Here is a 12,854-nt window from a genome sequence, read left to right on the forward strand (position 1 = left end):
TCCAAACTTTTTACTGTCCCAGTCCGCCGCCTGTTGTACTTTGCGTAGTAGTCGTAGTACCTGTCACACCTTTGTCAAAGAAGCCGCGGGTAGAGGTTGCGATACGGATAATGAAGAAGGCAGCCATGATCACTACGATACCGATAACGGCGTTGATGATACCTTGGCGTGCAGCCTTTACCTTGTCAGCGTTACCACCGGCAGTGATGTACTGAATACCGCTCCAGAGGAGGTAGATAACTGCAAGGATACCCGCAAGGAGGAAGATGATATCGATAACCCGCGTTGCAAGGGTGGTAAGGGTTGTCTCAGGCGTGGAACCACCATCCAGATTTTGTTTTGGCTTAGGGAGCGAGAACGGGGAAGCCGCGTGGGCAATCACCGGGGTGCCAACGGCTGCGCCAATTGCCACTACGGCGTACAGGAACTTTAACTTTTGAAACATATACCTCCTAGGTTGTAAGCGATGTGATAAGTCCATTGTAGGTTTCAGGCTTTTCTCCTGTCAAATCAGGAGGCCTGTCCAGCGGCAAATCCAGCCAGTCTTGTGATCAAGTTTATCACCGTGTAGGTGGCTACAAGGAGGATAATAGCGATCACAATGTTGGTGATGCGGCGACGGGCAGTTTTCACTGCATCGGCGTTTCCGTAAGCCTGGATATACTGAATGCCCGCCACTAACAGGAAAATGATAGCGAGAGAGGTAATGGCGGCAAAGAAAATATCCAACCCGTTGGAAAGGGTCTTGTCCAAGGTGCAGTTGACTAGGTCCACGCCCGTGCTTGTGTTGGTTTGGCAGGTCGGGGACTGCGTAACCCTCTTGGTGAGGTCGGGTATGACAGCCGGCATCAGGGGAAGTGAGGCGGCAGATTTTCGAATCCAGTGTTTGAGGTGTTCCATCATATTATCCTTTCACCTCTACGGGCAGGCCAATCTTCAGAGGGTCTTCGTTACTCACCACGTTCACGGCACTGTACACGATGACCTTGGCCAAGAAGACCAGCCCAAGGCCCATGAAAGTGCCAATAAGTATGCCCTTGGCAGTCTTTAGGTTACCCTCGTTGGCAAAGCCAGAAATATAGAGGATGCCAGCGTACATGGTAAGGAGGATGGCCAGTGCGGTGGCAAACCAGTTCAGGATGGCCAGGATTTTGTAACCAAACCAGTAAAGGACATCGCGAGTCCAAAAGCCTTGGCTGCACACCGTTTCAATATCTGTTGTCCCATCTTCTTTTACGCCACGTATGCCATCGGGAATAATGGGGAAGAGGACGACGTCTTTGGCGTATGTCCCATCACCCTGCCGTTTAAAAGCCTTGCTTACGGCTTCTTTGGTACAGGGATTGTTAACGGCAGCCCCGCCTTCTGCCCGCAGGACGCGGGTTTTTTCTGCAGCTTCTTCACCTGCCGCAATGGAACGGGAGAGCGCCCCTCCGGTTGTCCGAGGCCCACTTTCAGGGGAAAGCTGGCTGCTTTGCAGGGTAAGCAACCCACCTGCCGCCATCACGGGCAATACAAGCAGGGCAAACCATGCCGGCTTGGCGCGGCGCTGTACGCGAGGCGTTGCGTGAGTGGGGATGATTTTTCCTAAGAAAGTGCGGCTCATCAGTTGAAAATATTGGCCACGAAGTTAAAGAGAATCACGCTGAACACCAGGAGAAAAATGCCACCCGCAATGTTGACGATGTTTTTCTTGGTCGTTTTGAACGCATCAGGGTTGCCGCTATTGGCAATGAGCAGGTAGACCGAGTAAACAATCCCTACAAATGCCAGGGGATACGCAATGGCGGACATGATGTCGGCCAGGCGGTTGGCTAGTGCAGGTAGTAAACTGTTTGGATCACTCCCCTTTGGTGTTATTTCACCAAGAGGCAAGTTAATGAGCCCCGCGGCAGCGAGACGGGGGAGGTTATGGAGATACTCTGTAAGCCTCTTATTCATCTGGCTGGGCCAAGAGAACGTTAATCTTTTCCGAACCACTGTCCAAAGCCTGGGCAGGCGTGAGCCCATTTTGGGAAACATCAACGATCATCTGCCGGAAGGCAGCGTCAAACAGTTCGCGGTCTTTCTTATAGACTGCCTTCCCGTTGAGGATCTGTTTGTTAGGAAACTCTTCAGGGTCTTCTGCGAGCGTGGCAAGGTATGGGCTTGAAAGGCCTGCCTCTGAAGCAAGCGAATCAGCGTACGCTGCTTCAAGCCGCAGGAAGTTGAGTGCAAGCTGTGGGTTGTCTGCAATACGTGGGATGGTTTCTGTCCAGAAACGGATCAGGTTAACCTGTGGCTGAAGCGGGGCAGTGCTAATTTGCGGCACTGGGGCAACTTCAAACTCCATCCGCGGGTACTTTGTGCGGAGCTGCTTTTCAAAATCAGTGAACCCAATCACCATCGCAACCTTTCCCTGTCCAAAAGCATCAAGGGCCTGAGGCATGGACGGGTTCCAGGTGTAGGTTGACTTGCTTGGGTTGGAGAAGGAAGTGAGGAAATCCAAGGCATTTTCACCTGGGCGGACTGACACGCCTGCGGGAGTGGTCTTGGGGATGTGGAAGAGTGCGCGGGTGTGGTCCGTAGAAACAATCTGGCCATCGTTTTGCATAATGAGCAGCTGAAGGACGTCCGCAGTGTTTGGGGAGTTGTCTGCCGTGCCTAAGGCAATGGCTGAACGCGTAATGGTTGCCCCGTCCCGACGGGTAATGTACTTGCTCTGTTCAACTAGGGCAGCCCAAGTCCGAGGGGACCCACTTAAGAGGTTCTGTACGGGTTGCAGCTGCTCGTCGCTTGGGTCTTCACCGAGGGACGCTTCGTATTCCCCATAGGCGTTCCCAAAGATTTCTGGGTTGTAGTAAAGCCGGAGCGTATCTACGCCAGTGGGAAGGCCGTACACATGGCCATCAATGGTAATTGATTCAGCAATACCGGCAGGATAAATTTTCTTTACCCAATCAACTGGTTTATATGGCCCACCTTCAGCGTCTTTTGTAGCTTCTTGGAAGAAGGTGTCACCCAGCCAGCCTAAGCGGGCTTTGTGATCGCCAAGCCAATCGTTAGGGATGCTCCAAATGTCTGGCCCTTGGCGCGCGCTCAGGGACTTGAGTGCAGCCAGTTCATAACCAGCAAGGCTCTTCTTTTTGTAGGAAAAGTCAGCGCCCTTATTCGCCTCAAGGAAGTCTGTCTTGATATCTGCAATGACATCTTCATTCTGATCTACCCGCCAAACCCTGAGCTGAGGTGCTTTTGTAGCAGCACCGTTGTTGGAGCCACATGCGGTAGCCATGAGTCCCACCAAAACGAGAACGCCCAAGAGACCTGTAAGCCGAACGGCGTCTCGGAATGATTGAGAGCGGTGCATGATATGCCCTTTAGAGATTGAGGTTTTTGAGGTAGTTGCGGAATTCTTCACCAATGTCTTCACGTTTCAACCCGAATTCGGTTACGGCCTTGAGGTAGTCCATCTTGTTGCCGCAGTCGTAGTAGTTGAGGTGGCCGCCGTTAACAGCAACAACCTGGCGTTGGCGGGCAAGTTGGTGGATGGCGTCTGTCATCCAAATTTCACCACCCTTGCCTGGCTGGAGGTTCTCTAGGAGCGGGAAGATGTCTGGAGTGAGCACGTACCCAATGAACGTGGCCTGGTCCACCATGTGGGCGTGTGCCTGGCCTGGCTTTTCAATGAAGTCAGTAACAGTCCACGTTTTGTCATCCAGCTGTTCCCCGGTCTTCACGTACCCGTACTTGTCATAGTCGGTGGGGTTGGAGCGTTCCAGGGTGAGAAGGGTAGGTGCTTGGTACTTGTGGTAGGTATCACGGAGAAGCTCAAGGCGGGACGGACTGCCCTGCCAAATGTCGTCACCTGAAACCACCATGAACGGCTCATCGTTAATGAGCTCTTTTACCTGGAGAAGGGCATGGCCCGTGCCAAGCTGTTCCTTTTGGCGGACATAAATGAACTTGGCGATATCAGAAATATCACGGATAAGTTTCTTTTCGGCGGTCTTACCCTTTCCGTCCAGAAGGTACTCAAGCTCAAGGTTGTAATCGAAGTAGTCCTCAATGGCGCGCTTGCTGTAACCAGTAATGAGGATCACTTCCTCAATGCCAGCGGCGACTGCCTCTTCCACAATGTATTGGATAACCGGCCGGTCGATGATCGGCAGCATTTCCTTGGGGATGGACTTTGTGAACGGCAAAAAACGTGTGCCGTAACCGGCCACGGGGATAACAATTTTCTTAATCTTGTCTGTCATAAACGGGGTGCGTCGCTAGCCCACTTGGACCGAGATGGTGTGTGTCCGGGCCTTAGCTGCTTTAGGGATACTAATAGTAAGGATGCCATCCACCAAACGGGCCTGAGCTTTGTCGGAATCTACAGCGATAGGGAGCTGGTAGGTGCGGGAAAAAGAACCCCAGTAACATTCTTGGACAAGGTACCCCTCTACAGTCTCATTCTGGTGATCGTGCCGTTCGCCCTTAATGCTTACCTGTTCGTCGGTGATGCTTACTTCAAGGTCTTCTTGGCGGACGCCAGCAATAGGCGCCTTTATGACAATATTGTCAGGCGTCTGATATACATCGATTGCCAGCTGACCTTCCATCTCTTCCATCCAGTCAGCAGGATCTACCATGGGTTCTTCATTGAGGGTGCTCATCCTCCTCCTTTGTCGGTTGGATTGCTTCTGTTCCAGTATGGGGGATGAGGGTACTCTCGTGCAACCGTAGACATGCTAAGGTAAGGGGTATGAAACGTCATTTTTCACCTCCCTTTGACCGCCCCGTTGTCCGGTGGCTCACCCTTCTCTTGGGGCTTGGTCTTTTGGTGGGTATATTTGCCCGTGTGTTCTGGTTGTCCTACCCAGGCGTACGGGTTTTTGACGAGGTCTACTTCCCGGTCTTTGCCCAGCAGTACCTGAACCATGTGGATGTTTTTGATGTGCATCCGCCCTTAGGCAAGTTCATCATTGCTGGTGGCATCCTTTTGTTTGGTGACACGGGGGTTGGCTGGCGGATTATGCCACTTCTCTTTGGGTTGCTTAGTATTTGGTTGGTTTCCGCGCTTTGGTATGCGTTGACCAAGGACCGGCTCGCTTCTGCCCTCATTGCTTTCCTCATAGCGACAGACGGGATATTCATTGCCTACTCAAGGACAGGTCTCATGGATGGGATTCTGTTCTTTTTTATGTTTGCCACGCTGCTGGCGATGGTGCGGAACAAAAGAGAGATGCCCATGTTGGGCGTGGCTACCCTTCTGGGGTTAACCTTGTCGGTGAAGTGGGTAGGGTTGGCGGTAATCGTCCCCTTAGCGTACCTGGCGTACAAGAAGGAGAAATTCAACGAATTCCTTATCTCACTGTGGTTGTCATTTGCGGTCTACTTAGTGGTAGTGGGATTAGGTGAATGGGTAGACAGGGTACCTGACTTGCTACAGGGGATATACGATTGGAACCTTCAAGCTGCCCGGTATCACGCCGCCCTTACGGATACGCATCCCTATGCTTCCCCTTGGTGGAGTTGGCCCATCCTTTCCCGTCCAGTCCTGCTTATTTACGATGCTGCTCCCGATGGGGCTGTCCAGCTTATGACAACGCTGGGCAACCCGTTGGTATGGTGGTCAAGCTCGCTGGCGGTAGTGGGGAGTATTGTGCACTTAGCGTACGAGCGGGTAGTCCGAAAAGTAAAAATTAGCGGACATCCGCTGATGATGCCACTCCTCGGTTGGGCAGCAGCCTTCTTGCCGTGGGCGCTTGTCCACCGTGTGGTCTTTTTGTACCACTATGTACCGGCGTATGGCTTTGCCCTTATTATCCTGGCGTACTGGCTGGCCAAGTTTTTCCGTCGCGACCCATGGACGGTGCTGGCACTGTGCGGCCTCTACCTTATTGCATCAATGTACTTCATGCCGTTTGCGGTGGGGTGGTGGCAACTTTCTGCTGAGGCCCTTAAGCAGCACGTCTGGATACATCACTGGATCTACTAAATGCTCACCTGGTTCCTGGATTCCTTTTTCCCCCGCCTCTGCGTGGGATGCGGGAAGGAGGGATCATGGGTTTGTCACAGTTGTAGGGATTGGGACAGGGAAGGGTGGCCACGAGAAGCTTCTCCCGGTGTAACAGCCTTTGCACCCTTTAGGGAAAAGGTGGTGCGCGAAGGCATTCATGGCTTGAAGTACCACGGCCTCCATGAGGTGGCAGAAGATTTGGTTTCGATGGCTTGGCCCGCAGGTTTCTCCTGGGGTGAAGAGGCTGTGTTGGTGCCCGTTCCAACATCCTTAGGCAATAAGAAAAAGCGCGGGTATAACCAGGCAGAACTTATTGCCCGTGCTATTGCGCGCCGATTAAGCTGGTCCGTAGATACTTCCCTGTTGGTGAAGACGGCTAAGGGGACGCTGGTGGGGAAGGATAGGAATGAGCGGCTTAGGGGCGCTGGGTATGTCCTAAGGAAAGGTGCAGTGGTACCAGAAAGGCGCCTCATTTTGGTTGATGACTTATGTACAACTGGGAGTACTTTGGCGGCGTGTCGCGAAGCGTTGGGAAGGGAAGCGGAGGCGGTTACAGTTGCTTTTGAGAACTACCCTTAGGCAGGGAGACGATTGGTGAACTCTACCGTATCGCCAGTTTCTCCCACAGAGATACTCGCGATAGATCCGCACTCACACGCAAATTCACTACGAGCAGCCGGCCCTTTGCTCGAAGCATACGCAAGCATTAAACGGATCGGTGCATTATGCGCTACCACTATGATGGTCCCATTCCCTTCCAATGCCTGCTTGCGGATGTCCTCATAAACGTCTGTGATCCTGGCCCAGGTTGACTCAATGGATTCTACCCCACGGGTATCCGCCTCTTCAGGGCTGAGTAGGCTTGTTGCATCTACGCCACCCTCAACCACCCTTGGAGTGCCCTCAAGGTCGCCATGGTCACGTTCGCGAAGCCTGACATCTTCGGTGATGTTTGTTGTGTGGGTATGCCGGGCAATGACTTCGGCTGTGTACCTGGTGCGTTGCATGCCACTATGCCAAATGGCGTAGGGATGCGTGTCTGCTAGGTAGGCTCCGTTCCGTTCCGCCTGTTTTTCACCATCAGTGTTCAAGATAATATCACTACTGCCGAGGCGGAGGTCTTTGACGTTCCACTCGGTGAGGCCGTGGCGGACAAGGATAATCTTGGAGTCTTGCATGTAATTAGGGTAACAGATTGTACTTGGCAGGAATCGTACTCACTCCCTTCCGCTGTTCTAGCGCATGAGAATTAGTGTTAGGAGGTGCTTCTAGGGGATTGACAAATTGCCCTATTTATGGTATAGTTTCGCCGTACTTTAAGAGATAGATTTGATTACAACTTTAGTATCCGAACCACTCGCACCTGTTCAGCAAGAAATTGGCCACCCACGACATCGACATGTTGTCAGCGCCTTTTCCTTGGAACCTTCTACCTTTCTGCAGCCGGTCGCGATCATCGTGGTACCCGCAGTTGCATCTTTTTCTGCAAGTGATAAGTACGCCTACGGCACCAAGAACGGTGTCAAAATCGGTTTCATGAGCGATGAGTTCATCGAAGGCTTTCAAGGGAAGGTTGAAGAGAATGTCCCCGCACATGCGCTCCGCGCGTCTCGACTTAGAAAGATGGACCAAAATCAATCCGCACTGAAGGAAGCGGGCGGCGAGGAGGCTAATGAAACTTTCCTTGCCTCAGTGTGGGATTTGCTAGAGCGTCACGCTGCGGGCTTAAGCACTGGCTTAGACCTGAGCGGCAATGACAATATCTTTCAGATCAGAGATGTGTCGGGCACGATCCGTGAGGTTCGGCTCTACTCATTAGGTCGTCAAGGCTGGAGCATTGCAACCAGCCGGCGACCTCACCTCTTTGCAAGAAGCTCCGGCTCTTGCTTCTTCACTCGCTACTTCTGATTCACAAACTCCCTCCGATTATCTCGGAGGGTTTTTTATTCCCACCCTAAAGACACCTTCTCATTTCATTCCACTAAAGCACCAAAGAAAAAAGAGACTCAAGGGTCTCTTTTTTCTTTGGTGCGCTTGGCAGGAATCGGACCTGCGACCTTCTGGACCGCAACCAGACGCTCTATCCACTGAGCTACAAGCGCGAACGAGGAACAGTCGAGCAAGCTAGCTTGCAGAGACTGGATCCGAGTGAGCGTATTGCGTTACGCAGTAACGCAAGCGCGACGCTGCAAACAATTGGATCCGAGTGCGTGCGTTACGCAGTAACGCAAGCGCGACTCTTACAAGCAGCGCGAACTCTTACCGGCAAAATAAACATCGACACGAGGAATACTCAGGAACTATAGCCTAAACCTGGTATTCTGGCAATGATTTGCTATAACAGAAGAGAAGAGTTCGCTCTATCCCAGTTTTTGGAGGTTCCTCGCCTTTCCTTGAAACAAAAAAATCCAGACGCGCCACAATCGGGTACTTTAGGGGTCCCAGACCCTCATGATGCCCCGACATATGGGTAGTCAAATCATAGGAGCGCCCAGCGGGGCGCTCTTTTTCTTTTGTCTGGGAAAGCCTCGCGTTCACTGCTAGAGTGGGTTTTGAACTTACTTTTTCACATGAAACTACTCATTACGGGCGGTACAGGTTTTATTGGGGGTGCGTTTATTCGCATGTGGCATCGGGAACATCCAGATGACACTATTGTGAACCTGGATTTGTTGACGTACGCAGCAAACCCCAAGGCCTTGGCCGACGTTGAGAAAAGTGACAAGTATACCTTTATCCACGGAGATATTGCCGATCCCGTAGCGGTAAAGAAGGCGATGGAAGGCGCGGACTGGGTTGTCCACTTTGCTGCCGAAACCCATGTTGACCGCTCCATTACAGGTCCGGCCGCTTTTGTCCGTACGAATATTTTGGGTACGCACACTCTTTTGGAAGCAGCCCGGGACGCAGGAGTGAAGCGTTTCCATCACATTAGTACGGATGAGGTATTTGGTGAGTTGGAGCTCACCAGCACGGACAAGTTTTCAGAAACGACCCCGTACCATCCCCATAGTCCGTATTCTGCCAGCAAGGCAGGGGCCGACCACTTGGTGCGGGCATATTTCCGTACGTTTGGCCTGCCAGTGACCATTTCCAACTGCACGAACAACTACGGCCCGTGGCAGCATCCCGAGAAGCTTATCCCTCATATGGTTGGGAAAGCGCTTGATGACGAAAAGCTGCCTGTGTATGGCAAAGGGGAGAATGTTCGGGACTGGATCCACGTTGAAGACCACTGCCGCGGCATAGCGCTTATCCTGGAAAAAGGAAAAGTGGGTGAGACGTACTGCCTAGGTGGCGACGCAGAGCGTACCAACCTGCAGATTGTGAAGGAGATACTTGGGCTTACCGGTAAGGATGAGTCCTTGATCTCCTTTGTAGAAGACCGGGCTGGCCATGACCTTCGCTATGCCATCGATTCTTCAAAGGCAGTGCGGGAATTGGGTTGGGAGCGCCGTCATACCTTTGAAACGGGCCTCGGGGAAACAGTTCAGTGGTATATGGATCACCCAGAGGTATACGCATGAAAGGCATCCTCTTAGCGGGCGGATCTGGTACCCGCCTCTATCCTGCCACCCAAGTTATTTCCAAGCAGCTTCTTCCTGTGGGCGACAAGCCGATGGTGTACTACCCGCTTTCCGTACTGCTTCAGGCAGGCATCCAAGAGGTGTTGGTCATTTCTACGCCACGCGACTTACCTACCTACCAAGAGCTTCTAGGTGACGGTTCACAGTTTGGCATGCGGTTGGAGTATAAGGAACAGCCGAAGCCGGAGGGACTGGCACAGGCCTACCTGTTGGCGGAAGAGTTTTTGGCAGGTGGGCCATCCTGCCTTATCCTTGGCGACAACGTCTTTTACGGCGATGGCCTAGAGGAAGAAGTCCAAGAGGCGGCCAAGCTGGAAAAGGGCGGCGTTATCTTTGGCTACCGCGTCAGTGACCCTGAGCGCTACGGCGTGGTGGAATTTGATGACAAAGGGAACGTGCTCTCAATTGAGGAGAAGCCAAAACATCCCAAGTCTCACTTTGCCCTGGTTGGGATCTACTTCTTCGATGGGCGTGCCGTGCAGGCGGCCAAAGAGGCAAAGCCTTCGGCGCGCGGGGAGCTGGAGATTACAGAAATCCAGAACTGGTACTTGCGCGAGGGAACCTTGGCGGTACGCCGTTTGGACCGGGGTATTGCTTGGTTGGACACCGGGACCTATGAGTCCTGGCTGGATGCTTCAAACTTCATTATGACCATACAAAAGCGGCAAGGACTCCAGGTGGGCTGCCTGGAAGAAATTGCCTACAAAAAGGGCTTCATTACGGCCGGTCAGGTTAAGGAGCAGGGAGAGAAGATCAGCAAGACGGCTTACGGCGAGTACTTGTTAGACCTGGCAAGCGGCAAGTTGGATATTTGACGGATGAGCACCCCCTTGGTACAACACACAGATGTGGAGACACGAGGAGGATTTGGCATCGAACATCAATTTGGAACTTCAATAGCAGAAGGGATTGCTACCTTAAGCAAAAAGACTGAGACGCCGCACCATGCGCCCGTTGCCCGGAACATCTTGCTCATCGCAGGGGTGAACGGCGCTGGGAAGGGGGAGATTGAACATCTTTTTCCGCCCGAATTAGTGCACGGGATGTCGGCGGCGTATATCCCCGAGGTCTGCACCTGGTGGAATTACCTTACGGTTGAGCAGCAGCGGGTATTTGCCGGTGCCCGCATTGACGAGGGAGACAGGCACCTTTTTGTGGGTGTGGTCCTTTCGCCGGAAATGATGCTGCCCAGGCCGGACGACTCTGATGAGGTGAAGCTCCGTGCGTACACCTTAAAGAGCAAGTTTGCCAAGATCATCACGCTCTACATGCAGTGGGCCCGTGACCCTGAGCACGGTGGGCATACCCATGCGGTGATTGACCGGGTCTTCCGGTCCATCAATACCCGCAATGGGGTGATATCCGGAGTCAGGACGCTTTCGGACTTCGAATACCCGTTCTGCCACCTGGGTCCCTACGTTAACGTGAAGATGGTCTACATTGACGCCGAAATACGGCGGAAAGATGACATCCGGGCGGAGACGGAGCGTGACTTGCTCAAGGTCTGGCGGGTGTTCCGGCACCATTTCCCAGACAAGTTCATTGTGGTCGATAACAACGGCAGCAAAGAAGAGTACTTGGCGCAGGTGCAAGAAGTTGCGCCGCAGCTACGTGCTTTCCTGGAACTCGACTAAATTACGAAGGCCTCCCTGTGGGGGCCTTCTTTCGTTATGATCAAGGTATGACACCTCTTCGTGCGCGCATACTTTTAGCGGCAACCATTTTTACTGCCTCCACCATGGTGGTGGGGAGTCCAGCCGTGGGACGGTCCCATCCTTTTGCCTTTAAGCGAGTAGAAATTGCTTCGCTGGATGCCCAGTACCCCGTTACGGATGCCACGCCCACACCAGAACCCTCCCTTTCGCCTGAGGTGACGGCTTCACCTGCTGAAGCTGAACCCTCTGCCACGCCCACTCCTACAACCGCGCCAAAGGCATCCAGTTCGCCGGTAAGTACCCCAACACCGCAGCCGCAAGACTGCGTGGTAGTGAAAGTGGAAACATTGTCTGATAAGACACTAGCAGAACTGACTGCGCAAACTGTCCGGCATGTTGAAACATACCGTGCCACATACTATGACATTTACGGTTTCACCCGGCAGCAGATAGTGGATCAGATGAACCGCTGTGGCCCAGACTACAGAGGGCAAAGTAACAAAGGCCTGACGCTTATTTCAATGCAGTATGGTTACTGGCTGACCTCCTCAAATGGGCAATGTGCTGTGGACAGGTATGTGACGCATCGGAATGTGGATATTTTTTATCCCCGATGGAATGACGGGCCCTCCTCCTCGCAGGACCTTAGAACTCGTTGGACAAATTATGACAAATCCATGGTTGTCCATGAGGAGGGTCACCGCGCGCACGGGGCTCAAACAGCCCAGAAAGTAACAGACTACTTTGATGCCCTGCCTTCGTATGCATCGTGTTCTGACGTGAGTGCAAGAGTGGAGGTTGATGTCCCTGCCATTATTAACTCAATGGACATCATGGGGCAGCAGTATGATGCACAAACGGGAAGCGGGAATACGCAGCTCATTTATCCAAACGTGTTGTCGGACTAGCGTGGTGGCAATGGAACCACATCCAGGGATCTACGAAACCTACTGGTACTACGCGGCAGAGCGCCAGCGTATCTTTTTTGCGCGTTTGAACGGGGAAGCGCCGCCTTATACGGACGACCTCATACTGCAGGAGTACAAATTCTGTAACACCTACCGTGCTTGCGACCGTGTGTCACAATTCCTCATCAAAGACGTCATTTATTCGGGAACCTTTAAGCCGGAAGACATGCTGTTCCGCATCCTTCTCTTCCGGCTCCTTAACCGCATTGAAACCTGGCGGGATTTAGAGGCGGAGGTGGGTAGTATTTCCTTGGCCACCTTTACCCCTGGCCGGTACAGTGAGGCGCTGGAAAAGCTGAAAGGGAAGGGCCCCATCTACGGGAATGCCTTTATCCTCTGTGCCAATAAGGCTTTTGGGTTTGATGAAAAACATAAGAACCATTTAGCCCTGCTGGAATATATCTTTCGAGAGAGTGATGTGGCCCAGAAGCTGTTGAGTGCCCCTTCTTTGGAGGAGCTGTTTCTGGAGCTCCGAAAGCTGCCACTTCTTGGTAACTTTATGGCCTACCAAATGGCTATCGACCTCAACTATTCAGAGCTGTTTGATTTTAGTGAGAACGATTTTACCGTGCCAGGGCCAGGTGCAGTCCGTGGGATTAAGAAGTGCTTCACCAGTATTGGTGACCACTCTCCTGCAGAAGTCATTATGTGGATGGTT

General features: G+C 52.6%; 16 protein-coding genes and 1 tRNA gene. 8 read left to right on the plus strand and 9 right to left on the minus strand.

Features of this window, described 5'->3' with window-relative positions; genetic code table 11:
• Nucleotides 1-10 precede the first annotated feature (10 nt).
• From VLA04_04040 to VLA04_04070, 7 genes are all read right to left on the minus strand, one after another.
• Nucleotides 11-445 carry a pilin gene (locus VLA04_04040; protein HSI20838.1) on the minus strand — a complete coding sequence of 145 codons (435 nt, stop codon included), beginning with the start codon at nt 443-445 and terminating at the stop codon, nt 11-13.
• 65 nt (nt 446-510) lie between these two features.
• Entirely contained in the window at nt 511-903 is a 393-nt protein-coding gene (locus VLA04_04045; GenBank protein HSI20839.1) for a hypothetical protein, read from the minus strand.
• A 1-nt stretch (nt 904) separates the two neighbouring features.
• Nucleotides 905-1,606, minus strand: coding sequence for a hypothetical protein (locus VLA04_04050; protein ID HSI20840.1), 702 nt, complete (start codon nt 1,604-1,606; stop codon nt 905-907).
• Nucleotides 1,606-1,941, minus strand: a complete 336-nt coding sequence (locus VLA04_04055; GenBank protein ID HSI20841.1) for a hypothetical protein — start codon at nt 1,939-1,941, stop codon at nt 1,606-1,608. Before VLA04_04055 ends, VLA04_04050 begins: the two co-directional genes overlap by 1 nt.
• Complete coding sequence (locus tag VLA04_04060) at nt 1,934-3,346, minus strand: extracellular solute-binding protein (protein HSI20842.1); 1,413 nt, start codon at nt 3,344-3,346, stop codon at nt 1,934-1,936. The genes VLA04_04055 and VLA04_04060 overlap by 8 nt, the downstream gene beginning before the upstream one ends.
• A gap of 10 nt (nt 3,347-3,356) precedes the next feature.
• A complete protein-coding gene (locus tag VLA04_04065; protein ID HSI20843.1) occupies nt 3,357-4,238 on the minus strand; it encodes a UTP--glucose-1-phosphate uridylyltransferase in 882 nt (293 codons plus the stop codon).
• A 15-nt stretch (nt 4,239-4,253) separates the two neighbouring features.
• Nucleotides 4,254-4,640 (minus strand): Hsp20/alpha crystallin family protein, encoded by a 387-nt coding sequence (locus VLA04_04070; protein HSI20844.1) that lies wholly within the window; start codon nt 4,638-4,640, stop codon nt 4,254-4,256.
• Nucleotides 4,641-4,729: 89 nt separating this feature from the next.
• Between VLA04_04070 and VLA04_04075 the strand changes: the two genes are divergently transcribed.
• Entirely contained in the window at nt 4,730-5,965 is a 1,236-nt protein-coding gene (locus VLA04_04075; protein HSI20845.1) for a phospholipid carrier-dependent glycosyltransferase, read from the plus strand.
• A complete protein-coding gene (locus VLA04_04080; GenBank protein HSI20846.1) occupies nt 5,966-6,565 on the plus strand; it encodes a hypothetical protein in 600 nt (199 codons plus the stop codon).
• On the opposite strand, the gene VLA04_04085 is transcribed toward VLA04_04080, so the two are convergent.
• The gene (locus tag VLA04_04085) at nt 6,562-7,164 is read right to left on the minus strand and encodes a histidine phosphatase family protein (GenBank protein ID HSI20847.1); all 603 of its coding nucleotides are present in this window, start codon (nt 7,162-7,164) and stop codon (nt 6,562-6,564) included. The genes VLA04_04080 and VLA04_04085 overlap by 4 nt on opposite strands.
• A gap of 151 nt (nt 7,165-7,315) precedes the next feature.
• Between VLA04_04085 and VLA04_04090 the strand changes: the two genes are divergently transcribed.
• Nucleotides 7,316-7,894: a hypothetical protein gene (locus tag VLA04_04090; protein HSI20848.1), complete on the plus strand. Its 579-nt coding sequence runs from the start codon at nt 7,316-7,318 to the stop codon at nt 7,892-7,894.
• A gap of 118 nt (nt 7,895-8,012) precedes the next feature.
• Here VLA04_04090 and VLA04_04095 read toward each other — a convergent pair.
• Nucleotides 8,013-8,088 (minus strand) — tRNA-Arg (locus tag VLA04_04095).
• Between the two features lie 468 nt (nt 8,089-8,556).
• Between VLA04_04095 and rfbB the strand changes: the two genes are divergently transcribed.
• The 5 genes from rfbB to VLA04_04120 all read left to right on the plus strand — a co-directional run.
• The gene (rfbB, locus tag VLA04_04100; protein HSI20849.1) at nt 8,557-9,513 is read left to right on the plus strand and encodes a dTDP-glucose 4,6-dehydratase; all 957 of its coding nucleotides are present in this window, start codon (nt 8,557-8,559) and stop codon (nt 9,511-9,513) included.
• Nucleotides 9,510-10,388: a glucose-1-phosphate thymidylyltransferase RfbA gene (rfbA, locus tag VLA04_04105; GenBank protein HSI20850.1), complete on the plus strand. Its 879-nt coding sequence runs from the start codon at nt 9,510-9,512 to the stop codon at nt 10,386-10,388. The genes rfbB and rfbA overlap by 4 nt, the downstream gene beginning before the upstream one ends.
• A gap of 15 nt (nt 10,389-10,403) precedes the next feature.
• Nucleotides 10,404-11,207 (plus strand): hypothetical protein, encoded by an 804-nt coding sequence (locus tag VLA04_04110; GenBank protein ID HSI20851.1) that lies wholly within the window; start codon nt 10,404-10,406, stop codon nt 11,205-11,207.
• A gap of 47 nt (nt 11,208-11,254) precedes the next feature.
• Nucleotides 11,255-12,136: a DUF922 domain-containing protein gene (locus VLA04_04115; protein ID HSI20852.1), complete on the plus strand. Its 882-nt coding sequence runs from the start codon at nt 11,255-11,257 to the stop codon at nt 12,134-12,136.
• A gap of 10 nt (nt 12,137-12,146) precedes the next feature.
• Nucleotides 12,147-12,854 (plus strand): nucleotide kinase domain-containing protein (locus VLA04_04120; GenBank protein HSI20853.1); only part of this gene is annotated, 708 nt, incomplete at its 3' end.

It is taken from the genome of Verrucomicrobiia bacterium (assembly GCA_035460805.1).
Lineage (GTDB): Bacteria > Patescibacteriota > UBA1384 > CAILIB01 > CAILIB01 > DATHWI01.